At 65.5% G+C, this 24,003-nt stretch carries 22 protein-coding genes and 1 tRNA gene; 6 read left to right on the top strand and 17 right to left on the bottom strand.

Features of this window, described 5'->3' with window-relative positions; all coding sequences use genetic code 11:
- Positions 1 to 66: 66 nt before the first annotated feature.
- Positions 67 to 1,386: an MFS transporter gene (locus F4X41_08925; protein MYB17132.1), complete on the bottom strand. Its 1,320-nt coding sequence runs from the start codon at positions 1,384 to 1,386 to the stop codon at positions 67 to 69.
- A gap of 308 nt (positions 1,387 to 1,694) precedes the next feature.
- Between F4X41_08925 and F4X41_08920 the strand changes: the two genes are divergently transcribed.
- The 3 genes from F4X41_08920 (at position 1,695) to F4X41_08910 (ending at position 3,599) form a co-directional block, all read left to right on the top strand.
- Positions 1,695 to 2,375, top strand: a complete 681-nt coding sequence (locus F4X41_08920; GenBank protein MYB17131.1) for a hypothetical protein — start codon at positions 1,695 to 1,697, stop codon at positions 2,373 to 2,375.
- 525 nt (positions 2,376 to 2,900) lie between these two features.
- Positions 2,901 to 3,194: a prevent-host-death protein gene (locus F4X41_08915; protein MYB17130.1), complete on the top strand. Its 294-nt coding sequence runs from the start codon at positions 2,901 to 2,903 to the stop codon at positions 3,192 to 3,194.
- Positions 3,195 to 3,344: 150 nt separating this feature from the next.
- The gene (locus F4X41_08910) at positions 3,345 to 3,599 is read left to right on the top strand and encodes a type II toxin-antitoxin system VapC family toxin (protein ID MYB17129.1); all 255 of its coding nucleotides are present in this window, start codon (positions 3,345 to 3,347) and stop codon (positions 3,597 to 3,599) included.
- A gap of 192 nt (positions 3,600 to 3,791) precedes the next feature.
- Here the strand turns inward: F4X41_08910 and F4X41_08905 are convergent.
- The 5 genes from F4X41_08905 to F4X41_08885 all read right to left on the bottom strand — a co-directional run bounded on the left by F4X41_08905 (position 3,792) and on the right by F4X41_08885 (position 9,404).
- A tRNA-Ile gene (locus F4X41_08905) sits at positions 3,792 to 3,868 on the bottom strand.
- Positions 3,869 to 4,004: 136 nt separating this feature from the next.
- Positions 4,005 to 5,141 (bottom strand): pyridoxal phosphate-dependent aminotransferase, encoded by a 1,137-nt coding sequence (locus F4X41_08900; protein ID MYB17128.1) that lies wholly within the window; start codon positions 5,139 to 5,141, stop codon positions 4,005 to 4,007.
- 114 nt (positions 5,142 to 5,255) lie between these two features.
- Positions 5,256 to 5,696, bottom strand: coding sequence for a hypothetical protein (locus F4X41_08895; GenBank protein ID MYB17127.1), 441 nt, complete (start codon positions 5,694 to 5,696; stop codon positions 5,256 to 5,258).
- A gap of 55 nt (positions 5,697 to 5,751) precedes the next feature.
- Complete coding sequence (locus F4X41_08890; protein ID MYB17126.1) at positions 5,752 to 8,232, bottom strand: hypothetical protein; 2,481 nt, start codon at positions 8,230 to 8,232, stop codon at positions 5,752 to 5,754.
- Positions 8,229 to 9,404: a hypothetical protein gene (locus tag F4X41_08885; GenBank protein ID MYB17125.1), complete on the bottom strand. Its 1,176-nt coding sequence runs from the start codon at positions 9,402 to 9,404 to the stop codon at positions 8,229 to 8,231. The genes F4X41_08890 and F4X41_08885 overlap by 4 nt, the downstream gene beginning before the upstream one ends.
- 150 nt (positions 9,405 to 9,554) lie before the next feature.
- On the opposite strand from F4X41_08885, the gene hisC reads away from it, so the two are divergent.
- The 3 genes from hisC (at position 9,555) to F4X41_08870 (ending at position 13,746) form a co-directional block, all read left to right on the top strand.
- Positions 9,555 to 10,610 (top strand): histidinol-phosphate transaminase, encoded by a 1,056-nt coding sequence (hisC, locus tag F4X41_08880; protein ID MYB17124.1) that lies wholly within the window; start codon positions 9,555 to 9,557, stop codon positions 10,608 to 10,610.
- 128 nt (positions 10,611 to 10,738) lie between these two features.
- Positions 10,739 to 12,874, top strand: a complete 2,136-nt coding sequence (locus F4X41_08875) for a sodium-translocating pyrophosphatase (GenBank protein ID MYB17123.1) — start codon at positions 10,739 to 10,741, stop codon at positions 12,872 to 12,874.
- A gap of 41 nt (positions 12,875 to 12,915) precedes the next feature.
- Positions 12,916 to 13,746, top strand: a complete 831-nt coding sequence (locus tag F4X41_08870) for an undecaprenyl-diphosphate phosphatase (GenBank protein MYB17122.1) — start codon at positions 12,916 to 12,918, stop codon at positions 13,744 to 13,746.
- Between the two features lies 1 nt (position 13,747).
- On the opposite strand, the gene F4X41_08865 is transcribed toward F4X41_08870, so the two are convergent.
- The 11 genes from F4X41_08865 to F4X41_08815 form a co-directional block, all read right to left on the bottom strand.
- Complete coding sequence (locus F4X41_08865) at positions 13,748 to 14,923, bottom strand: hypothetical protein (GenBank protein MYB17121.1); 1,176 nt, start codon at positions 14,921 to 14,923, stop codon at positions 13,748 to 13,750.
- 45 nt (positions 14,924 to 14,968) lie between these two features.
- The gene (locus tag F4X41_08860) at positions 14,969 to 15,955 is read right to left on the bottom strand and encodes a 3-phosphoglycerate dehydrogenase (protein ID MYB17120.1); all 987 of its coding nucleotides are present in this window, start codon (positions 15,953 to 15,955) and stop codon (positions 14,969 to 14,971) included.
- On the bottom strand, positions 15,952 to 16,959 hold the full coding sequence (locus tag F4X41_08855; GenBank protein ID MYB17119.1) for a rod shape-determining protein: 1,008 nt from the start codon (positions 16,957 to 16,959) through the stop codon (positions 15,952 to 15,954). The genes F4X41_08860 and F4X41_08855 overlap by 4 nt, the downstream gene beginning before the upstream one ends.
- Before the next feature lie 25 nt (positions 16,960 to 16,984).
- Positions 16,985 to 18,265, bottom strand: a complete 1,281-nt coding sequence (murA, locus tag F4X41_08850; protein MYB17118.1) for a UDP-N-acetylglucosamine 1-carboxyvinyltransferase — start codon at positions 18,263 to 18,265, stop codon at positions 16,985 to 16,987.
- A gap of 64 nt (positions 18,266 to 18,329) precedes the next feature.
- The gene (locus F4X41_08845; protein ID MYB17117.1) at positions 18,330 to 18,746 is read right to left on the bottom strand and encodes a F0F1 ATP synthase subunit epsilon; all 417 of its coding nucleotides are present in this window, start codon (positions 18,744 to 18,746) and stop codon (positions 18,330 to 18,332) included.
- A 39-nt stretch (positions 18,747 to 18,785) separates the two neighbouring features.
- Positions 18,786 to 20,186, bottom strand: a complete 1,401-nt coding sequence (atpD, locus tag F4X41_08840) for a F0F1 ATP synthase subunit beta (protein MYB17116.1) — start codon at positions 20,184 to 20,186, stop codon at positions 18,786 to 18,788.
- Between the two features lie 46 nt (positions 20,187 to 20,232).
- Positions 20,233 to 21,111: an ATP synthase F1 subunit gamma gene (atpG, locus tag F4X41_08835; GenBank protein MYB17115.1), complete on the bottom strand. Its 879-nt coding sequence runs from the start codon at positions 21,109 to 21,111 to the stop codon at positions 20,233 to 20,235.
- Between the two features lie 11 nt (positions 21,112 to 21,122).
- Complete coding sequence (locus F4X41_08830) at positions 21,123 to 22,646, bottom strand: F0F1 ATP synthase subunit alpha (protein MYB17114.1); 1,524 nt, start codon at positions 22,644 to 22,646, stop codon at positions 21,123 to 21,125.
- Positions 22,647 to 22,666: 20 nt separating this feature from the next.
- Entirely contained in the window at positions 22,667 to 23,197 is a 531-nt protein-coding gene (gene atpH, locus F4X41_08825) for an ATP synthase F1 subunit delta (GenBank protein ID MYB17113.1), read from the bottom strand.
- On the bottom strand, positions 23,194 to 23,703 hold the full coding sequence (atpF, locus tag F4X41_08820; protein MYB17112.1) for a F0F1 ATP synthase subunit B: 510 nt from the start codon (positions 23,701 to 23,703) through the stop codon (positions 23,194 to 23,196). The genes atpH and atpF overlap by 4 nt, the downstream gene beginning before the upstream one ends.
- Before the next feature lie 69 nt (positions 23,704 to 23,772).
- On the bottom strand, positions 23,773 to 24,000 hold the full coding sequence (locus tag F4X41_08815) for an ATP synthase F0 subunit C (protein MYB17111.1): 228 nt from the start codon (positions 23,998 to 24,000) through the stop codon (positions 23,773 to 23,775).
- Between the last annotated feature and the right edge of the window lie 3 nt (positions 24,001 to 24,003).

The following is a 24,003-nucleotide window of genomic DNA, read 5'->3' as shown; positions in this document are numbered from 1 at the left end:
CGGGTCACGGTGTTGGAATGGCCGAAACCGGCCGATTTACCCCAATCGCCGGCCGCGCCGGACTGGCTAATCCCCAGACTCCGCGGCCGGACCCGGCCGCGGTTGCGGTTCGCGGGAGACGAATATCGCGGTCGCACCTACCAGATACACGCCCGCGAACGCCACAAATGCGCCGGTGTACGATCCGATCGCATCAAAGTACAGCCCAGCCAGCACCGGCCCGACCGCACCCAGCGCGACCGTAAATGGTGCCCCCACGCCGCGCACCGCCCCAATGTGCACGCGCCCGAAGTACTTGGCCCATATGAATTCGCTGAGCGGCACGGAGCCGCCGAATCCGAATCCCCAGAAACTGAACGCTACGAACATGAGTCCCAGCGAGCCGGCCTGGGCCGAAAGGAGCATCAGGGCGACGCCCGTCGCCGAGGTGCAGAGCGCCGTCGCCGAGAGTTTGCGCACGTGGATCCGCTGCAGCAGGAAGCCCCACACGAACTTCGAGCTCAGATTGGCTCCCCCGTTGACGGCGATCGCCAATGCCGCTTCGGTGCGCGCGAATCCGTGATCGGTAAGGAAAGGGATAGCATGCACCAGCACCGCGGTCAGGGCCAGCGTGTTGCACCCGTAACCGACGATCAGCAACCAGATTGCGCTGGTGCGCAGGGCCTGGCCGCGGGAGAGCGAGTTCTCGGCGTCGCGAGCCTGCGCCGCTGCAAGTTCGGCACCCGCCCGCGCCCAGGCCCGCGGATCGGCGCCGTCCGGCAATAGCCCGTAATCCTCGGGGCGGCGTCGCATCACCAGGGCGGCCGGCACGATGATCGCAAACATCACCGCCGCCAGTACCACGTAGGCGTCGCGCCAGCCGACCCAGTCGACGATGCCGGTCATCGAAACGGGCATGATCAGCCCGGCGAGCGAAATTCCCGACGAGCCCAGCGCGATCGCCCAGCCGCGCCGCACCACGAACCACTTGGCGAGCGTCGAATTGACGACCAGGGTCCCGATCATCGCGAATCCGGCTCCACCGGCCAGCATCGACAGGGCCACGAATTGCCAGAGCGCGCTTATCTGGGACATGAGAAAGAACGACATCGCGTAGATGCAGGCGCCGATGAGCATGAGCGGGCGGGCGCCGAAGCGGTCGACTAGGGGACCGACAATGAAACCGGCAATTCCGCCAACCAGGAATGCGGTCGAACCGCCCAGCGTGTATTCGGCCGCGGCCCAGCCAAGGTCGGAGGTCATCGGGCGCAGGAAGACTCCGGCGATTGCCCCGCCGCTACCCATGGCCGCAAACTGGCCCACGATCGCCCCGATCACAATCCACCAGCCCCAGAAGATTCCGCCCCTGCGTGCGGGCGCGAGGGGCTCAGAAACGCGATCGGGCATGGGCGAGGAGAAGCAATTGACGGGCGAATGGACTCGCCTTAAGCTAACCGGCCGGAGCGGCAGGCGCCCGCAAAAGTTGAACGAAGCGGCCTGCGTTGGACGCCGGAGTCGCGCCCGGGCGATCGCCGCGGCGGCGGCGGCAAATCTTCGAAGGTGGAACCGGACGAGATCGTGTACGCCGAAGGCCCCGCAACTAGCGGGGCTGGTCACCTACCTATTGCAATACTCCATGTCTGTCGTCAGGATGTAGCAAGGAGGGTGCGGCCCAACAGGCCCTCCTGGCGGCATTGCATGAAGGAGGTGCAAACGTGGGCACAATTTCCGTCAACCGGCTAGCCGGTCTTTCCCTCATATTCGGCCCGGTCGTCGCATTCATCTTCTTTCTCATTGAGCCGGGCGGGCTATTCATCGACAACGCCAAGGTTACGGACGCGATCGGCTCGATAACCGCGAAGGGTGACAATCCCGAACTGACCAATGTGACCAACATCGCGATCCTTCTCGGGCTGGCATTGATCATCTCGGGCCTTTATGCGCTGATGCGAAACGTAACCCTGCAGGGAAACGGCAAAGCGCTGGTCCAGATGGGTTTCTTCATGATGTTTGCCGGGCTCATAGGCTGGATGTTTTCCGGCGGCATGGACTTCGTCTTGGCCGATGCTCAAACCAGTGAACAGGTCACGGCAAGCGTTCCCGTCTACAACGCCGGCGTCGGCCTCATCTATGCCGGAGGGATCACGCTCGGATTCGGCGGAATTTTGTTTGCGCTGGGTCTTTCCACGCGCGACGACTTCAACCGGATCGTCGCCCTTCTGGCCGCCCTGGTCAGCCTGGCAATCTTGGTTTTCTACGCGCTGGCAATCCTCGACAACGACAGCCGCGACACCTTCATCACCATGGCCCGGGGCTGCTACGTGCTGTTGGTAATCTGGTTCGGCTATTTGGGCATCGGACTGATGAACCGACCCGATCCCGACCTGTGGCAATGAGCGTTGGCTAAGGCCTAGCAGCTGCCCTGAGTTCGAACAACGGAAGATGAAGATTCCAGCTGCTGAGAGGCGGGTCCATGCCGTGTGGGGTTGCTCGCTCTGAAGAAATGGGGGCCTGACTCGTCGGGCAGCGTACTGCTTGCTTCGGCCAACCGCCCCTAAACCGTTCCCCTTCACCGGTTCCAGCGGGCGCATCAAAAAACTGTTCTCGTGAAGGGGAACGGGAATATTGGAACCCGTTCCTCGAGTGCGATCTGTCGAGTTCGCGCTCCATTCAATTACCCTGGGCCCGTTTTGTGTGCTCTCGGATAACGCCAAGTCAGGTGATCTGCCTGGGCCCAATAGCCCGGAACGGCCGTTCGCGGCAATCAGTTCATCGGCTTCGCTTTGCCGGGCTTTTTGGTTATCGATCGGCCGGAAGCTCGCAGTTTCGCAAATGCCCGGCGAGCGATTCGAAAAGCCCGCCGCGTTCAACAATCTGGATCGAAAAAGGCGCAATTAGCTACCGGTCGCTACCATGCGGACATGAGGTCGGTAGGGATAAAAACACTCAACAGTCGCCTAAGCGAATATGTTCGGCTCGCCGCCAGCGGCGAAACGGTGCTGGTCACTGACCGGGATCGCATAGTTGCCGAACTTGGTCCGCCGCTGAAAACGCGCAGCCCAATGCTGGCGGACGCGCTCCTGGCCGAAGCTGTGCGGGCCGGCGATATCACTCCTCCGCTGCTGCCCGCAACTACGGCACCGCCAAGGCCTGCGGCTGTTATGAAATTTGACGAGGTCATGGCCGAATTGGATGAGACGCGCGGCAACCGTTGATCTATTTGGATTCGTCCGTCGCACTGGCCTACCTCCTCGCTGAAGATCTGCGCCCCAGCGACTCTCTCTCTGGCGCAATCGTCTGTTCTCCAGCCGGCTGTTGGAGCACGAGGTCTGGATCACGCTGAACCGGCGCGGATTTGTCGAGCGTTGCGGGGAATCGGCGCGGCTCTGATCGAGAGAATCGCGTTCGTCAGCCTGAACGACCGGGTACTGGCCCGCGCGCTGGAGCCATACCCCGGGGCAACGGCAGTGAGGACGGTGGACGCATTTCACCTTGCGACGTGCGATTACCTCTCTGGGCGCGGCCAGCGGATTTCGCTGGCAAGCTACGATCTGCGATTGCTCGACGCTGCCGGCGCCATCGGCATTCCAGCATTCGATTTGAATCCGGCGCTGCCTTGACTGGATTTGATCGGGCCAGGCTGGTCGGCGGGCGTTACCCGGTGACTCCAGATTGCAGGCAACCGCAGGGTCGCGGCAGCCCGTTGAGATGGGGTCCCCAGGGAATGCGTGTGGGTTCTCGCGGTGGACTATGTCCGCGGCACACTTGCCGCCCAGCCACAGTTCGAAGACGTTGCTGTCTGCCGTACGCGTTGGTGGGCCACATTGGAATCGAACCAATGACCTCGCCCTTATCAGAGGCGCGCTCTAACCGACTGAGCTAGTGGCCCCGGCCAGCGGGATTTTAGTTGGAGAGGGGACTACCCGCGCGGCTTGATCATTGCGTTCGGGAGGCAAGCCGTCTGGTCAGCGTTCCCGCCGCTCGACCGGCGGTTCGAATTCCTTCCGAACACGCCGGGATTCATTTCAGCCGGATTCGACCAATTCTTTGACTTTCGCCAGGGCGGCGCGCAGGTTTTCGCGGGAATTTGCAAAGGAGACGCGCATTCCGGTGGAGCCGAATTCGCCGAATGCCGACCCGCCCAGAACCGCCACGCCGGCCTCGTTGAGCAGCCGGTCCGCCAGTTCGCCGGCATCCGGACCGAATTCCGGAAAAGCGTAGAAAGCGCCCTCCGGACGTGGGCAGTGAACCCCTTCGATTCCGTTGAGCAGCTCTACCACGATGTCGCGCCGAGCGCGGAATTCTTCAACCATCGCATGCACCGAGTCCTGCGGCCCGTTGAGCGCTTCGACGCCGGCCATCTGGACGAACCCGGCGGTGCAGCTCACCGCGTTCACCTGCAACTGGGCCATCGCATCAATCAGGTCCCGGGGACCGAGCGCGTACCCCAATCGCCAACCGGTCATGGCGTAGGACTTTGAAAAACCATCCAATATGACGGTCTTGCGGGCCAGGTCGCCGAATTGGGTTATCGAATGGAATCGCTGGTCGTAGATGATGTCCTTGTAGATCTCATCTGCCAGGATGATCACGTCGCGGTCGGCCAGCAGATCGGCCATCGCGGCCATGTCCTCACCGGTGAAAGCGCCCCCGGTCGGGTTGCCGGGCGAATTCAGGATCACCAGCCGGGTTCGATCCGTAAGGTCGGCCGTGAATCGATCTACGTCGACCCGGAAGTTGTTCTTGGCCAGCAGCGGCATGGGAACCGGGCGCGCGCCCACGAACTTGATCATCGATTCGTATATCGGAAATCCGGGGTTCGGGTAAATGACCTCGTCGCCCGGCTGGCAAAGAGCCAGGATCACGTAGAACATCACCGGTTTGGCCCCGGGGGTGACCAGAACTTGATCGGGGGCATGCTCGATTCCGCGACGTTCCAGCGAATTGGCGGCGATGGCCTCGCGCAGCTCCGGCAATCCGTGCGCCGGTCCGTAATGGGTGTACCCGTCACGCAGCGCCTTGATCCCGGCCTCAACGATGTTGTCGGGGGTATCGAAATCGGGCTCGCCGATCTGCAGGTGGATTACTTCCCGGCCGGTGGCTTCCAAGGCCTTGGCCCGCGCGAGCACCTCGAATGCGGACTCGGTTCCCAGCCTGCCCATGGCGGTGGCAAGGCGATGTCCGTTGATCAATTGCGCGTTCTGCATGGGCATGCTTTTAACAGTGCGAATAAAGCTTATTGATGTTCGCAAACGCGGCCGCTCGGCCGTGCCGATTTAGGTGCGTCGATTGCGCCAACCGGCAACCGCCAGTCCCGCCAGCAACAGGGACGGCGGCAGCGGCCAAAAGACGCCCAGGCCCAATCGCAGCCCGGCGAACGCCAGCCCGGTCGCCCCGGCCACGGCCATTCCGGCAAATATCCCTTCTCGCCAGGGAGGGCCAACTGCGCCGCGTCGATTTGCCCATCGGCAGGCGGCGGCGAGTCCCGCCAAAAATCCGGCGACCAAAGATGCCGCGTAAAACGCGAGCTGGGTCACCGGCAGCTCGGGATCGGCGATCAGGAGCAGAACGATTGCGACCGCGACGAATGCAGCCGCACCGATTGCGACCGCACAGGGAATCGCCCGCGCGAACCGGCGGATCGGCGGCCCTGGCAGTCGCGTTCCGGCAAACCGCCGCGGTTGACGCGCCAGCGCCTGCAGTTCAGTCGCCTGCACTGTTCAACTCCGAACGCGGACGACGGCTCCCCGCAGGTGACGGGGCGTTGCCGGGTTAATTCGGACCAAGCGAATGCAGCCGGCTGAATCCGGCCTCGGCGAAGGCGGACCGCTCACTGAGAACCAAGATCTGCGGGATCGAATCCAGCATCGGATTGCGCACCAACGAGTCCGCCAGGAGCTGTCGCAGTCGTTCGGTTGTGAGGGCGCCGGGGTCATCCAACACGCAGAATCCGGGTATGCCGACCATCCCCGGCGCTCCGTGGGTCAATGCGCGCGCCAACCATAGGAGCAGCGACGTCTGCTCGTAAACCGCGCTGCCGCATTGGGCCGCGCCGATCCAGCTGCGGGTCGATTCTTCCCAAAGTTCGATTGAGCCGTCGGCGGCGACGCGGAGGTCAAAGAACTGGCCGCCGCTCAGTTCCGGCAGCAGGTTGCGCGCGTTCTGCAGGGTCCGATTGGCAGCACGATTGGCCAGCGTCGAATCCATTCCGCGCAGAGTCGCGGCCAGCTTGGCCCGAATCCGCTGTCGCTGTTGAAGCCGGGTCAGATTTAGTTCGGCTTGTCCGATGTCTGCCTCAACCAGCGGTCCGGTGTCGCCGTCGGTGATGATCTGCAACGAATCGTCGAGCCGCTCCAGTTCGCCTTCCACACCTTCCAACTCGGCTTCCAACTGGCGCTTGCGAGATTCATCCGCCTTGCGGTCCCGTGCCTCGATCAGCGCCGGTTCCAGTTCCAAGTCCAGGACGCCGGCGGCCTCCTTGGCGTCGGTCTCCAACGCGATCACCTTCTCGTCAAGGCGGGCGGCCCGCTGCCGAGCGTGCGAGAGACGCCGCTCCAGCGCCGGGTTGGAGGGGACCTCGACCGCGTCGCGGCCGCCGCTGTCTTCCAGGACTGATTTGCGTAGCGCCGCCACTCGGTCCAAGTCCAGCTCAAAGTCCTCGAACCCTTCTTCCGGCGCAAGCTGCAACAGCTGTTCGCGCCCTTTTTCGAGCAGCGCCCGGATCCGGGCTATCTCGGATTCGAGTTCCTGGGTGTGGGCTATCAGCGCTGGAGGGTCATTTGCCATGTGTTCCAGGCGGGCGACTTCGGTCTCGGCGGCGGTCAGGCTGCGTTCGATTTGCGGCAGGTCCAGCGGCAGGTCCAGCCCGAAGAGCATGGTGGTCGCCCGATCGCGCAGCGCCGCGGCTCGCTCGGCGAAATCGTCATGGTCGCCGCCGGTGCCGGGGTCTTCAACCGCAGTTGGCGCGCGCAGCATTTCCTCGAGGTCGGCTATCGCCTCCCCAGCCTCGCCGGCGGCCAGTTGCCTGGCCTGGTCGAGCGTGGCCGGGACGTCAATCCCTTGACGCGCCATCTCGCGCTCGAGAATCCGCAGTTCAGCCTTGAGGCGAACCGGATCCTCGCCGCCGGCGCCGCCCAGCGCAAACCGCGACGCGATTCCAGCCGGCGCCGCGATGCTGATTTGCTCGCTCAACCGGCACCAGCGGGCATAGGCCCGCCGCGCCGGTTCGGAAACCGCTTTTCCGTCGCGCAAATCGACCAATCTGGAGAGCATCGCACCGGTGGTCGAACCGGGATCGACTGCCTCACCGGCGCCCCGGGATTCCAGCGAAATCGCCTCGGTCAGCGACTCGCGGGCGCTGCGCAATCGATTGGCTCGCGCGCGCAATTTGATTAGTTCCGATTCGCCGCCGTCGGGCTCGGTCGCCATGTCGTGCAGCAATCGCAGGCGGGCGCAGGCGCGGTCCAGGGTATGTGACTGCTCAATGATCTGACCGGCGGCGGCGTAGATCTGGCCGGAGCGTCCCCCCAATTTGCCGAGAGTTTCGACTTCGGTCAGTTGCCGTTGCAGGCGGGCCAGCTCAGCCCGTACCGATCCGGCTTCCTCGCGCGCCGATGCAAGCGCCGGCGCGATGACCGCCAACGCCTGGCCGGCCCAATCGCGCAGCAATCTGAGTCGGCGGGCCACTAGTTCGCGGTGGCGCTTGGAGTCGTGGCCGCGCTTTACCGCGCCGCGGGCCGAGGCAATGGCCCGCTCCAGGTCGGAGTCTCCGGTCAGCTTGGCGGCGGCCCGGTGGAGATAACCGCGATCGGCCGCGAGCGTCGTTTGCTGGATGTTGTGGGGCCAGCTCCAGAGGAAGAAATCGCCAATTTGGTCCGGTGGGTACGCGAAGAACTCGCCGAGCAACGCCGCGACCTGGTCGGGGTCGTCGGCCCGAATCTCGCCCAGTCCGCGTGAGAAAAGGACGGACGCGCTCTGCTCGGTCCGCGAAAACGTGCGTCGCAGCCGCAGGCGGTCGCGTCCGTCGCTAAGTTCCAGTTCGACCCGGGCCGAATCGGTCCCCGAACGGACGATGTCGCCGATCGCCAATCCGGGTACCGTTCCGGTGAGCGCCAGTCGCAGTCCCAGGACAATGCTGGTCTTGCCCATGCCGGCGGCAGCGTCTACCAGGAAGCGGCCCCGCATCGGAATACGAAGATCGAAGTCGGTCACGGCCCGCAAATTGCGAATCCGCAATCGCGCGATTGTGATCACGCCATGCCGCCGATTCCCCGGGCGGTGCGCAACAAGGCCCCGACTTCACTGCGTGCGGCAATCCGCTCCTCGGAGCTGCGCCACGTCGAATCATCTGCTTCCAAGAGCTCTTCGATCTGTTCGACGACCGCCAGCGGCCCGCGTCCGCAGTCTTCAGGTTCCTCCACCGTCAGCAGGCCCGAGACATCCAGACTGAAGCGGGCGGTAAGCGAGCGTCCGTATTCGCACAATTCGGACAGGCCCGCTTCGCGCAGGACCGGCGCTGCGGTGCGACCGTATACCCGCATCGTCACTTCGGTGGAGCCGACCGAAGCCTCGTCCAGCATGCGCCGGATCTGGGTATTGGCGTCTTGCGTCTCCAGGAGGCTCGCGGGCACCAGAACCTCGCCGGCCGGCAAGCCGACGCCGGATTCGAATTGGACCTCGAGGACCCCGTTTTTTCCAAAGGTGACGTTGGCAAATCCGCCATCCGGAGCCGGACGCAGGGGGGCCCCGGGCGAGATCACCGTCGTTTTCTTGGCCTTCAGGCGCTGCGGCCTCGGACTTCCGCCGGCCACCAGCAGGCTCACCCCGGTCAGGGCATTGATCGAATCCGAATCGATGATGGGTCCGTTCACCCCCGCCGGAGCCAGCCGCTCGACCGAGGCGCGCGCGAGCAATACGTGGACATCGCCGGCCATTGCGAAATTGAGCTTTCGCAGCGGATTCCCGCGCAGGGAGGGATCTGCGACGAGCGCGGTCATTGCCACGCGCAGGCCCCGCAGGTCAAATACCCGAGTCCCCACTTTGGATTCGACGCATTCGATCAATCCCAATCGGGAAAGCAGCTCCAGTCCCGAAAGCGAATCTTCCGGGGGGATCTCGTCCGGAGCGTGGATCGCGTAGCAGGAAATCCCGGCGTTGCGCAAAGTCTCCAGGCCGGCCGCGGCGGCCGCGATTTCGGCCGGTTGAGGATCGTAGCGGCTGAATAACCCGCCGCAGATCACCAGGCCGTCGGCCGGACTCTGGGTGGCTGCGTTGACTACCGCCCCGAACGCAAGACGGCGCTCGAGCAACGCGGATTGACGCTGTTTGGAGGGCAGCCAGAGCGGTGCGTCGCCCAGCCTCACGTCGGCGCAGAAAAGGACTCTTGCGACTCCGCGCGGGCGATTGTTGGCGGTCAGGAAGGACATCGCACCGAACTTGTGGAATACCGATAGCAGGGCTGCCGGCGCCTCCCCATGCCGACATTCAATGTTATTGGCCGCGGCAAGTTTGCCGACTCCGCATACGAGAATCTGCGGGCCAGATTCATCTGCCGCTGATGCGAGGAATTGCACTTAATGGTTCGGATTCGAACCGATTTAGCAACGTTCGCCCCCTACGTCCCCGGCAAGCAGCCGGAGGACGGGAATTGGATCAAGCTAAATACCAACGAGGCCAGCGAATGCCCGCCCGGCGCGTTGGCGGCCTTGAACGCGCTTGGTCCCGAGGGATTGTTCCGCTATCCGGATCCGACCGCAATGCCCCTGCGCCGCGATTTGGCCAGCCATTACGGGCTGACACCTGACCGCGTCGTCGTCGGCAACGGGTCCGACGAGATTCTGAGTCTGCTGCTCCGGGCAGTTTGCGATCCCGGCGCCGAGGTCCTGGCCCCCGATCCTGCCTATTCGCTGTACCCGGTGCTGGCCGCCGCCCAGGGCGCCAGCTATCGGGCGATTGCGTGCCTCGACGACTTCGCCCTGGACCTTGAATCAATGTGCGCCGCGCGCCCGGCGATCACGTTCATCACCAGCCCCAACAATCCTGCCGGAACGTCTTATCCGGCCCGGCAGATCGCGCGCATCTGCGCCAGCGGACACAACCTGGTTGTCGTGGACGAGGCCTACGCCGAATTCGCGGAATCGAACGCGCTCGGCCTTTTGGGCGAATTCCCCAATCTGGCGATTGCGCGGACGTTTTCCAAGGCCTACGGGCTGGCCGGTGCGCGGGTCGGCTACCTGCTGGGCCCGGCCGAACTGTGCCAGACCTTGCTGGCCATAAAAGATGCCTACAACATCTCGGCGGCGGCCCAGGCGGCGGCCCAGGCGGCGCTGCGCGACCGTGACTGGGCCGAAGCGATGTGGGAATCGGTACGATCCCGCCGGTCCCGTTTGATCGCCGGACTTTCCTTGATACCGGGGCTTGAACCGCACCCGTCGCAGGCAAATTTCGTGCTCGTCGACTGCGGCCCCCATAGCGCTCCCTGGCTGCTCGAGCAACTGGCCGCCCGAAAAATCCTGGTTCGCCACCTCGGCCACGTTCGGGGCGCCGAGAACGCGCTTCGCATTACCGTCGGCAAGGTCTCCGAAATCGAACGGTTGCTCGGCGAACTTTCGGCGATCTGTCACGCCTGCTGACGCAGAGTCCGCGGCCCGGCGCGGCCGCGAGTTGCCGATAATGGGTCTGCCCCAAAAAAGGTTCTTCCCATGCCCGGCCCCGGCCGGGCGTTTCTTTGCCCCCTAATCGCCGTCAGGGATAACTCGCCTTGGAAGATTTCGCCCTCTGGTTCATACCCGCCGTCGCCGTCCTGGCGCTGTTTTTCTCCGCCTATCTGGCCATCGACGTCCTCAAGTCCGATACCGGCGACGAGCGGATGCGCGAAGTCGGCGGGTACATCTACGAAGGCGCGATGGCGTTTATCCGGCGCCAGTATCGAACGATCGCCCTGCTGGCAATCCTGGTGGCGGTAGTGGTGTCCGGAATTGTCGGAATCTTCGGCAGCGAGGACACTCCCGGCGGCGGCAAGATCGAAGGATTCGACATCGCTTGGCGGACCGGGGTGGCGTTCGTGATCGGCGCCGCGATGTCAGCAATCGCCGGCATCATCGGGTTGATCACGGCGGTCAAGTCCAACGTCCGAACGGCTTCCGCCGCGACCCGTTCGCTCGGCGAGGCGCTGCGGATCGGCCTGCGTGGCGGAGCGGTAACCGGGTTCACGGTTACCAGCCTGAGCCTGCTCGGCGTCTACGTGCTTTACCTGGTCTACGGGGGCCTGGACGATCCCCAGACGACCCCGTACCTGATCGTCGGTTACGGATTCGGCGCAAGTTTCGTCGCCCTTTTCGCCCTTCTCGGCGGTGGGATCTACACCAAGGCCGCTGACGTCGCGGCCGACCTGGTGGGCAAGGTCGAAGCCCGCATCCCCGAAGACGATCCGCGCAACGCGGCGGTCGTGGCCGACCTCGTCGGCGACAACGTCGGTGACTGCGCCGGCAGGGGCGCCGACCTTTTCGAATCGACGGCGGCCGAAAACATCGGCTCGATGATCCTGGGCATTTCGCTCTACCTGGCCGACCCCGACAACTCGATCACCTGGATCCTGTTTCCGCTGGTCGTTCGGGCGGTCGGGATCCTGGCCTCGTTGGTCGGCCTGCTGGCCGTCCGCGGCGGCACCGTTTCCAGCGCCCAGCGCAACCTCGACATCGGGTTTTGGACCACCGCGCTGCTGTCCATCGCCGGCCTGGCCGCGGTTACTTTCGGCATGATCGGCAGCGCCTGGCTGTTCGCGGCCGGGGTCACCGGAATCGTGACGACGATCCTCTTTTACTACATAACCCAGTACTACACCGCCGGTGAATGGCGCCCGGTCCGCCATATCGCCGACGCCGCCCGCACCGGTCCGGCCACGATCATCATCGCCGGTATCGCGATCGGGTTCGAGAACACCGCGCTGCCGGTGCTGGTTCTGGTCAGCGCCCTGGGGAGCTCCTACTTCTTCGGCGTCCAGGCGGTGGCCGAACTGGGGCTGACCGTCCAGTCCGACTTCATCAGCGGCGTCTACGGCACCGCCGTGGCGACGATGGGAATGCTCATGTCGGCGGCCTACATCCTGGCCATGGACACCTTCGGGCCCATCTCCGACAATGCCGGCGGTATCGCCGAGTTCTCGCACGCAGGCAAGGAAACCCGCGAGATCACCGACAGCCTGGACTCGGTCGGCAACACGACCAAGGCGCTGACCAAGGGCTACGCGGTAGGTTCGGCGGCCCTGACCGCGTTCGTCCTCCTATCGGCATTCATCCAGAAGGCCGAGATTGCTTCCAACACCATCAACCTGGCCGACGTCCGGGTGTTCATCGGAGCGTTCCTGGGCGCGATGGTCGTCTACCTGTTCTGCGCCCTGGCGATCCGCGCCGTCGGCGTATCTTCCAGCACGATCATCGAGGAAGTTCGGCGCCAATTCCGTGAGCACCCCGGGATCATGACCGGCGAAGAACGCCCCGAGTACGGCCGCGCGGTCGACATCGCGGCGGCGTCGGCGCTGCGCAACATGATCCTGCCCGGACTGTTGCCGGTGATCGCGCCACTGGCGGTCGGCCTGATCCTGCGCGCCGAGGCGGCGGCCGGCTTCCTGATGATCGGGGCCATATCCGGCGTCGTGCTCGGATTGGTCCTAAACAACGGCGGCGGGGCCTGGGACAACGCCAAGAAGTTCATCGAGGCGGGCGGCCTCAAGGACGCTGACGGCAACCCCTATCCGAAGGGCTCCGATGAGCACGCCGCAGCGGTCGTTGGCGATACCGTGGGCGACCCCTTCAAGGACACCGCGGGACCTTCGCTGAACGTCCTGATCAAGATCCTGAGCACAATTACGCTGGTGCTCACGCCGCTGTTCGTGTAGGCTCGCGCGCGGCGCCGCGGCGCCGCGAAATGGGGTAGCAGCTGGTGGGAGTCGATACGGCGGAATTGCTGTGGGCCATCGGGCTCGGCATCGTTCAGGGGATTACCGAATTCGTCCCGGTCTCCAGCTCGGCGCACCTGTTGCTGATTCCGGAGCTGCTTGGCGCAGAAAACAAGGTCCTGCGGTCGCTTGATTTTTCGGTCGCGCTGCACCTGGGAACCGCGCTGGCAATCTCCGCGGCGATGGCGCCGGCCTGGTGGAGGCTGCTCCGCGCCGCCGCCCGCCCCGCGAACGATCGCGGCAAAGGCCCCGGCGCCCGGGTAATGCTGGCGGCGATCGCGCTGGCCAGCACGGTTACCGGGATCGTCGGCATCCTGGTCGAGGACCTGGCCGAGTCGGCGTTCCGCGAGCCGGCCCTGGCGGCGTCGGTGCTGGTGGTCGGCGGCGTGCTGATGTATCTGGCCGACCGCCTGCCCGGTAACCCCGATCGCTCCCGATTCCGCAATCTGGCGCTGGCCGGATCGGCCCAGGTGCTGGCGCTGGTGCCGGGGGTCTCGCGCTCGGGCGCGATCTTTACGGTCGCCCGCTCTCTGGGTATGGACCGCCGCAGCGCGATCGACTTTGCCTTCCTGCTTATGGCACCGGTGGTGATCGGAGCCGCCGCCTACCGCCTGCCGGGGCTGATCGGCAGTCCGGAATTCGGCGGCGAGAACCTGACCCTCTACGCGGTCGGCATCCTCAGCGCCGCCGGCTCGGGCTATCTTGTCGCGCGCGCCCTTCCGGGCCTGGTCGCCCGATCCGGGGTCGCCGGGTTCTGCGTATACAGGATGCTGCTGGGGGCGGTGGTATTGGTCCGCCTGGTCGTCGCCTGACTCAGGCCCCGCCGCCGCCGCCACGGCGGGCTGAGCGCCGGGCCCGGATCTGGGTCGATGAGATGTCGAGGCGGAAAGCGCCTTCCGGCAGTTCCGCGAACAGGTCGGGGGCGACCGCCAGGTTCAGCTGGTCGAAGCCGACGTAGCGACCGGCGATCTCTCGTCCTGACACCAGGAAACTGCATCCGTTCGCACGGATCCGGTCCAAACCGGTCTGCATCGCCCCGGCGTCGCCGCGGTAGTACTTTGGATCGACGATCCGGACCGCGGTGTCGGCCCCCACAACGAACACGGCCCCCGGAAAAATCGCCGACTTATCCACGAACGTGGCGGCCGAATCGATAACCAGCGGCGCTCGTCCGGCTACGGCGGCAAGACGGTCGCCCGCCTCGGAAAGGTCGAGCCGATCCTTGTCGACGTTCTGAAGCGAAAGCTCCAGTTCGACCGGCTTCCCGAGATGGACCCCCGCGGCGGCGGCCAGCCCCAGGTGGCCGTCGTGCAGAGGATCGAACGACCCGGCCAAAACCGCGGTCGGCGAAGCGCCCCGGCCCGACCAGTTGCCGTCCGGACTGCGACGCGCCCAGGCAATCCGGCCGCGAACCACCCGTTCGATCCAGTAGGCGGGGTCCTGCTCCTCGCAACTTAAGGCTTCGGCCAGCCCGTCAGGCCCCATTGGCTCATGGGGTCCGCAGCCGCCGCCGCGCCAGGCCGCCAGCAATGCGGCCGCACCGGTCAGGAGCTCCTGGCGGCCGCGATCGCCGGGCCAGGCGTCCAGTTCCAGGCGCCATCCGCGGGCCGAACCGTCGCCAACCACCGCCAGGTGGGCCCGATCGCGCCCGGCCCGCGCCGGAAAGGTCGCCAGGGCCGAGGCAACCCCCACCCCGATTCGCCGCTCGCGGTGCCGGTCGTCAAGGGCGACCGCCGAATCGTGTGCCGCCAAGGCCAGGTCCAACGCCGTCTCCGCCGAGCAGAAGCCGGCGGCGCTGTCGAAGCCGCGCAGTTCGACCGCGGCTTTTCTCGAATAGGCAAGCCGACCGGCAATCAGCACCGCCGACGCCCCCTCGCATCCGGCGAGCGCGGATAGCGCGGTCGAGCCGCCGCCGGCCAGCGCGAACGATACGCCGACGCCGCGTCGGCCGAGCGCCGCCAGCGTTTCGGAGGCCAATCGGTCAAGCACCCTCAATTCCCCTCTCGAGGCGCCGGATCGGCCGACCGCCCCGGCCTAAAGACGGTCGTAGACCTCCGGATTCACTACGGCCGCGGGCCTACCGCCCCGCAGAAATTCGGCCGTCGACGAGTGACACAGAGCCCCGATGCGGTGGAACGCTTCGTGCGAATTGGAGGCGATGTGGGGGGTGAGGGCTACCTGTTCCATCTTCAACAGGGGGTTGTCCGGTTCCGGAGGTTCGATCGTGAAGACGTCGAGTCCCGCTCCGGCAATTCGGCCTTCGGTCAAGGCGTCGATTAACGCCTGCTCGTCGAGCAGCCCCCCGCGGGAGGTGTTCACCAGGAACGCCGTGGGTTTCATCCGGTCGATCAGCGACCGCGAAATCAGTCCCTCGGTCGAGGCTTGCAGGAATACGTGCACGGTGACCACGTCGGAGGCGGACATCAACTCCTCGAGCTCCACGAATCGCCCCTCCACGCCGGCGTCGACCAGGCGCTGCGGGTCCGGGTGGGCGGTATTGACCAGCAGTTTCATGCCCAGGCCGTGCTGGCAAATCCGCGCCACGCGGGCGCCGATTTCGCCAAAGCCGACCACGCCCAGGGTTTTCGAACCGATCTCGCGGCCGAGTACGCGTGGTCGCATCGCAAATCCCTCGACCCGCACCGAGCGGTCGCCGCGGGCGACGTTGCAGCTGGTGGCCAGCATGAGGGCGACGGTGTGTTCGGCCACCGTCTGCGCGTTCACCTTGGGCGAAAAGAATATCGGAATATTCCGAGCCGTCGCCGCAGCCACGTCGATGTTGTCATAGCCGGCCCCGAAGCGGTCGATGGCCCGCAAGTCCTTGGCGGCTGAAATCACCTCGGCGGTTATCGGTTCGGTCCCGCAGACGATTACATGGGCGTCGCGGGCCTCGCGCTTGAGGACCTCGACGTCGTCGCTGTGTACGAGCTTGATCTGGCCCAACTCGCGCAGAACGGCAAGATCGGCCTCCGGCATCGGGTACGTCTGAAGGATCTTCAAGTCCATGGCCTGCCCCGTCAATCGAATTCGGAAATGCGACGAATCAATTCGAATCGCTCCAATGCGATCCCAGTGCCAAGTGCGACGCACAGCAGCGGGTGCTCGGCCCGGAAACAGGGAATGCCGGTTTCGACCGAAATCAGGGTATCAAGTTCGCTTAACAGGCAACCGCCGCCGGAGAGCACTATCCCGTTGTCAACGATGTCGGCAGCGATTTCGGGGGGCGCTTGCTCCAGCACCGACTTGACGCCGCGGACAAGTTCGGCCAGCGGATCGCTCAGCGCTTCGTGGACCTGGAACGATTGGATCTGCATGCTGCTGGGCAGACCGGTCTCCATATCCAGACCCTTTATGTCGACCACCTCGCCACCAGCCGGGGCGGTGGCCGATCCGATCGACATCTTCAGGTGTTCGGCGGTCCGATTGCCGATCAGGAAATTGAACTGGCGGCGCAGATAGGTGATGATCGCCTCGTCGAAGGCGATGCTGGCGACCCGCAGCGATCGCGATGCGACGATGCCGGAGAGCGAAAGGATGGCTATTTCAGCGGTCCCGCCACCGACGTTGACGATCATGCTGCCGAACGGTTCCTGGACTGGTAGTCGCGCCCCTAGCGCCGCCGCCAGCGATTCGGGAATGAGGACGCTGGAGCGGCAACCGGCTGCCAGGGCGGCCTCGCGCGCCGCGCGCCGCTCCACGCCTGTAGCTTCGGCCGGCACCGATATCACCACATCGGGCTGCAGTACCCGAAGCCGGCCGCACGCCCGCCGCACGAAGTACGAAAGCAGCGCCTCGGTGACGAGGTAGTCGGCGATCACGCCGTCGCGCAGCGGATTGGAAATCTCGATTCGATCCGGAGTGCGTCCGACCATGTCGTAGGCGCTGGATCCGACCGCCACTATCTGGCGGCCCGGTTTGCTCACGGCCGCGACCGACGGCTCCCGCAGCACGATGCCTCGCCCCTGCGCGTAAACGACGACGTTGACCGTGCCTAGGTCGATCCCGAGTTTGCGGGTACCGATCATCGCCCCGCCGGCCGGGATCGGTAATTCATTGGCGGGCCACCCGTATGTCGGCCCCCAGCGCGGCCAGGTCCCCTGCCAGGTCCTCGTAACCGCGGTCGATGAATGAGACGCCGGACAGCACCGACTGTCCCTCGGCCACCAAGGCGGCGATGGTAAGGGCGGCTCCGGCCCTGAGGTCGCGCTCGAGCTCTACCTGCGCCCCGCGCAGCTGCTGCGGGCCCGCGATCAGGGCGTGCGATTCGCGCCGGTCGATCTTGGCTCCCAGACGCTGCAGGCCGTCCAGGTATCCGAACCGGTTCTCAAAGACCCGGTCGGAGATGGTGCTGCGTCCGCTGGCCTGGGTGAGCAGGGCCCCCATTTCGGCCTGCTTGTCGGTGGGAAAGCCGGGATGCGGCATGCTCTGGACCTCGACCGCGCGCAGCTGCCGGTCGGAGGCGATTACGACCGAATCGCCCTCGTAGAAGACGTCCACCCCGATTTCTTCGAGTTTGAGCAGGACCGGCTCCAGGTCGTCGCGGACGACGTCGTCGAGCAGGACCTCGCCGCCGCACGCGGCGGTGGCGATGGCGATCGTCCCGGCCACCATGCGGTCCGGCATGGTCCGATAGCCGGCGCCGAACAGCCTTCGACGCCCGTGCACCGAGATCACGCTGGTGCCGGCGCCACGAATGTCGGCCCCCATTGCGCGCAGGAAACCGCACAGGTGCAGGACTTCGGGTTCGCGTGAGGCGTTTACGATCACCGTCACGCCGTCGGCCAGGGTTGCCCCCATGATCAGGTTTTCGGTGCCGGTGTGGGACGGATAGTCGAGATAGATCCGGTCCCCGCGCAAGGTCCCGGCAGTGACATCGTAGCCACCTTCGAACCGGTCGACCCGGGCCCCCATGCGCACGAACCCGTCGATGTCGACGTTGACCGGGCGGACTCCGATTTCGCATCCGCCGGGGGGCGCCACTACGACCCGTCCAAAGCGGGCCAGGAGCGGTCCGGTCACCAGGAACGAGGCTCGCATCCCGGCCACCAGGCCGGGATCGGGCTCGAAGGAATCGATATTTGCGGCGGTGATCGTCAGGCGGCGCCCGGTCCGGTCGCGCTCGACATCCGCGCCCAGCATGCCGAGCAGTTCCATCATCGCTTCGACATCCCCGATCGCGGGGACGTTGGTCAGGTGGCAGGTTTCCTCGGTGAGCAGCGTGGCCGCCATCATCGGCAGAATGGCGTTCTTGGCGCCCGGAACCCGATAGACGCCCTGAAGGCGGTTGTCGCCGCCGCCGATCCTGTAATGGCTCGCCACCGGCCGCTGCAGCCCCTGCAACCGCGTCGCCACTACCGCCCGCCTTGCTTTCCGGGAATTGCTCCCTATGTCCGGCTTAACGCGAACCCCGTTCGGCAGCCCGCAGCCGCGAGAGCGCTCGCATCAGTCGGATCCGAGCCTCGAGCATCGAATCGAAGTCTTGGGCTTCCGAAATCTGTCGCTCGGCCTCGGCGCGAGCGCGCTCGGCCCGCTCGCGGTCGACCTCGCCGGAACGTTCCGACGCGTCAGCCAATATCGTCACCCGATTTTCCTGCACCTGCAAAAATCCGCCGCTGACCGCCAGGACCTCGTCGGAACCGTCGCGTCGCACCAGTACGACACCCGGGTCCAGGATCGTCAGCAACGGCGCGTGGCGCGGCAGGATGGTCACCTGGCCGTCGACGCTCGGCGCCACCAGTTGCTCAACGCCCGTTTCGGTAATCAGGGACCGCTCCGGGGTGATCAACTCGACGGTCAGCTTGTGCTGATCCAATGCCGCAACCTCCGTGTTCTGGTGCGAGTTCTTGAAGGCCTAGGCGCTGGCCGCCATCTGCTCGGCCTTGGCCACCGCTTCGTCGATGGTTCCGACCATGTAGAAGGCCTGCTCGGGCAGGTTGTCGTGGGCGCCGGAGAGGATTTCGTCGAATCCGCGCACGGTGTCCTCGATGGCGATGGTGCGGCCCTCGAGCCCGGTGAACACCTCGGCGACGTTCATCGGCTGCGAGAGGAAGCGCTCGATCCGGCGGGCGCGGGCGACCACCAGGCGGTCCTCTTCGGAGAGTTCCTCGATCCCCAGGATCGCGATGATGTCCTGCAGGTCCTTGTAGCGCTGCAGAACCTGCTGGACCGAGCGGGCGACCCGGTAGTGGTCGTCGCCGACGATGTTCGGGTCCAGGATCCGAGATGTCGAGGTGAGCGGGTCGACGGCCGGGTATATGCCGCGGTCCACGATCGAACGCTCCAGGCGGATGGTGGCGTCGAGGTGCGAGAACGTGGTCACCGGCGCGGGGTCGGTGTAGTCGTCGGCCGGCACGTAGATCGCCTGCAGCGAGGTGATCGAGCCCTTCGTCGTCGAGGTGATTCGTTCCTGCAGCTGGCCCATTTCCGATCCCAGCGTCGGCTGGTAGCCGACCGCCGAGGGCATCCGGCCCAGTAGCGCCGAGACCTCCGAGCCGGCCATCGAGAACCGGAAAATGTTGTCGATGAACAGCAGCAGGTCCTGGTTTTCCTCGTCGCGGAAGTACTCAGCCATCGACAGGCCGGCGAGGGCCACGCGCAGGCGGGCTCCGGGCGATTCGTTCATCTGGCCGAACACCATGACGGTGTTGCCCATGACGCCCGATTCCTGCATCTCGCCGATCAGCTGGGTTCCCTCGCGGGTGCGTTCGCCGACGCCACAGAAGACCGAGTATCCGCCGTATTCCTTGGCGACGTTGTTGATCAGCTCCATGATCGTGACCGTCTTGCCGACGCCGGCGCCGCCGAAGATCCCGGTCTTGCCGCCGCGCGTGAACGGCGCAATCAGGTCGATCACCTTGAGGCCGGTGGCGAACATCTCAGTCGAAGTGGCCTGGTCGGCGACCTTGGGCGCCGGCCGGTGGATCGGGTAGTGGTTCTCGGCGTTGCAGGGCCCCTGCTCGTCAATCGGCTCGCCCACGACGTCGAACACCCGCCCCAGGGTATCGGGTCCGACCGGGACCGAGATTGGGCCGCCGGTGTCCTCGACCGGCAGGCCGCGCCGCAATCCCTCGGTGGGGCGCATGGAGATGCAGCGGACCCAGTTGTTGCCAACGTGCTGTTGGACTTCCATGACCACCTGTTCGCCATCGCCCGATTCGACAGTCAGCGCGTTGTAGATGCCGGGCATCGACTGGGAATCGAATTCGACGTCAACGACCGCACCGATTATTTGGGCGATTGTGCCGGTTGCCATGTTGTTCCTCTTTTTTGGGAGTTGCGGATAGCGGTATGGGTTAGGGTCAGCTGGCCTGGGCGTTGGCGCCCGAAGCGATATCGATCATCTCGCTGGTGATCGCACCCTGGCGCTGGCGGTTGTAGGTCAGCGTCAGCGAATCGATCAGCTCATTGGCGTTTTCGGTGGCGTTGCGCATCGCCACCATTCGCGCCGAGTGTTCGCTGGCGGCCGCGTTTAGGGCGATCTGCAACAGCCGCGACTCGACGAACCGCGGCAAAAGGGCGTCCAGCGTAGCCGACCGCGACGGTTCGTAGATGTACTGGAGGTTGTGGGCGGCGGCGCCCTCCTGCAGTTCACGCAGCGGGAAGAGGCGCTCGGCCACCGGCGTCTGCGAGACCGTGTTTACGAATGTCGGATAGACGATCTCAACCGCGTCGAAATCGGCGTTGGCGTAACCCTCGACCAGCATCGTGGCCAGCGCGCGGACGTCGTTGGCGCCGGGTTGATCGGGGAAATCGGTGAACTGGGCGTGGGTCGGCAACGAGCTGCCGAGCATGCGCACCCCGACGCGACCGATGGCGATCAGGGCGCGATCCGAGCCGGGGTGTTCCGAGGAAAGGTCGCGGGCGCGCTCGAGCGTCACCCGGGCGACGTTGGTGTTCAGCGCTCCCACCAGCCCGCGGTTGGTGGTGAACGCCACCAGCGCGGTCCGGCCGGACGGGTCGGCCGGCCGCATCAAGGGGTGGGAGCCGACCAGATCGGGATCGGCCGCCGAAAGCCCGGCCACCATCCGGCGGATCGTGTCGGCGTACGCCTGGCTGCGCCGCACCGCCTCCTGGGCTTTGAACATCTTCGAAGTTGCGACCAGCTGCATGGCCCGCGTGATCTGACGCGTGGCGTCGACCCCGTTGATCCGGGTGCGGATGTCGCGCAGGCTGGCCATGGGGCCGTTCCCTAGCCGTCCGTCCCGGGTATGAACCCGGTCGCGACAAACGCCGAAATGGTCTCGTCAAGTTCGGTCATCTGGTCATCCTCGACGCGTCCGCTCGCGGCAACCGCAGCCACCAGTTCGGCCTTGCTCGCGTGCACGTGCTCGATAAGTTCGGCGATGAATCGGCGAACGTCCTCGACCTCGACCGCGTCGGCCTGGCCGGAGGTTCCGGCCCGCAGCGAGATGACCTGATCTACGACCGACTGGGGCTGGTACTGGTCTTGCTTGAGGATCTCAAGAAGCCGCTGGCCGCGCGTTAGTTGCTGCTGGGTGGCCGGGTCCAGGTCGGAACCGAACTGGGCGAACGCGGCCACTTCCCGGTACTGGGCCAGGGCCAGCCGCAGCCCGCCGGCCACCGAACGCATGCTGCGCAGCTGGGCGTCGCCGCCGACCCGCGAGACCGAAAGCCCGGCGTTGATTGCGGGCCGGTTGCCGGCATTGAACAGACTCGGTTCCAGGTAAATCTGACCGTCGGTGATCGAGATCACGTTGGTGGGGACGTAGGTCGTCAGGTCCCCTTCCTGGGTCTCGATGATCGGCAAGGAGGTCAGCGAACCGCCTCCCTCGGCTTCGCTCATCCGGGCCGCGCGCTCCAGCAGCCGGGAGTGAAGGTAGAAGATATCCCCCGGATAGGCTTCGCGGCCGGGCGGACGCCGCAGCAGCAACGAAATCTGCCGGTAGGCCCAGGCGTGCTTGGTCAAGTCGTCGTAGATGACCAGCGCATCCTGCCCGCGGTCGCGGAAGTACTCGCCGATGGTGCAGCCCACGAACGGAGCAATGTATTGCATCCCGGCCGGGTCCGAGGCGGTCGCGGCAACGATCACGCTGTGGTCCATCGAGTTGTGCTGCTCCAGCACCGCGCGGACCTGGGCGACCTGACCGGCTTTCTGGCCGACCGCAACGTAAATGCACTTGACGCCGGTGTCGCGCTGATTGATGATCGTATCGATCGCGACCGCGGTCTTGCCGATCTGGCGGTCGCCGATGATGAGTTCGCGCTGTCCGCGCCCGATCGGGATCATCGAGTCGATCGCCCGGATCCCGGTCTGCAGCGGGGTGTCAACGTTGGCGCGGGCGGTTACCCCGGGGGCAACCTTCTCGATAACGTCGGAATCCTCGGTGGCGATCGGACCCCGGTCGTCGATCGGCTCGCCGACCGCGTTGACCACCCGTCCCAGCAGCGCCTCGCCGACCGGCACTTGGGCCACCCGCCCGGTCGCCCGGACTTCGTCGCCTTCGCGGATGTGGCCGAATTCGCCCAGCAAGACCGCCCCGACCGAGTCTTCTTCCAGATTGAGGGCCATTCCGAGCACGTTGCCGGGGAATTCGACCAGCTCGCCGGCCAAAGCCTGCGATAGGCCGTGAATGCGGGCGATACCGTCGCCGGCTTCCACGACCGTCCCGACGTTCGCCGCGTCGGTTGAGGGGTCCAGATCCTGGATGCGCTGCCGCAGCAGCGCGGCGATATCTTGCGGAGATTGGGCCATATTGCTTTACCGATTCCGTGTCAGTTGATGGATCGCCGAAGGGCTTGTAAGCGTGAGCGAATTGAAAAGTCGTAGCGCCAGTCGCCCAGTCGCACCACGACGCCGCCGATCAGACCGGGGTCCACGCGCGTCTGCAGGACCACTTCGCGACCCTCGCGGGCAAGCTGCGAAGTCAGCTCGTCCACCTGCGCCGACGGCAGCGGCTGGGCCGAGGTAATCTGCACCCGGTCCAGGGGACCGTCGGTGCTGGACCGGCGCTGAAACCGGTCCCGAATGGCTTCCAGCAACTCGAGGTGGCCGGCTCCGGATAGCACCTGGGCCAACGCGACCCCGCGTTCGCCGCAGATTCCCGCCAACAGGTCCTCGACCTGGCCGGGTCGGCCGGCGCGTTCGGCGAGCGCAGCGGAAAAATCGCGATCGGCGCCGATCCGGCCCAGCACCGCCAGATCCTCGTCCCAGGCGAGCCAACTCGCGTTGGCGCGCGCGTCGGCGATCACCGCATCGACGTAAGATCGCACCAGCCGGCGCGCCGAATGACGGTCCCGAATCAACTCGACCGGCCGCCGATCTCGGCGATCGCTTCGTCGACCAGCCGCGCTTGTTCCTCGTCGTCAATCGCCCGCCCGAGCACCTTGGTGGTCGCCTCCGCCACCAACTCGGCCAGTTCACCGCGGGCGGAAGCCAAAGCCTGCTCCCGCAATCGCTCGGATTCCTGCTGGGCTTCGGCGCGAATCCGGGCGGCGGCGTCGCGGGCGGACTGCATCTGCTGCTCTTCAAGTTCGGCCAAGCGGGCCGCCATTTCCTGGCGCATTCGCTGGGCTTCGGCCTGCTGCTCACGCAGTTCGGCCTGAAAGCGGTCCTGTTCGGCCCGGGCCTGCTCGCGGAGTTCGGCGGCCTTGTCCAGGTCGCCGGCAATGCGCTCGCGTCGCTCGCTCAGCGCCCGGGCGATCGGCTTGAACAACAGCCGATTGATTACCCAAACAAACAGCAGGAAGGTGACGAGCTGGAACAGCAGGTTGGGGAATAGGATCCCCACACCCTCAAATAGCTCAATCACTTGATTTCAACGGCCTCCCCTGCACGCATTCGGCAGCTGAATTGATGTTGGCGTCGCCTCGGTGCGTGACTAAGCACCGAGTCCGAGGGCGAGGAATAGTCCGATCAGGAACCCGTAGATCCCGATCGCTTCGGTGAGGCCGAGGGCCACGATCATGTTCGGACGGACCGTGTTTTCCGCCTCGGGGTTGCGGCCCAGGGCCGACATTGCGGCCGCGGTGCCTAATCCGAGGCCGATGCCCGAGCCGATCCCGGCCAAACCGATCGCCAGACCGGCTCCGATGGGTCCATATTCCATGTG

Source organism: Chloroflexota bacterium (assembly GCA_009840625.1).
Taxonomy (GTDB): domain Bacteria; phylum Chloroflexota; class UBA11872; order UBA11872; family VXNJ01; genus VXNJ01.
The sequence above is the reverse complement of the archived record's forward strand: the minus strand, read 5'-3'. Positions and strand labels throughout refer to the sequence as shown.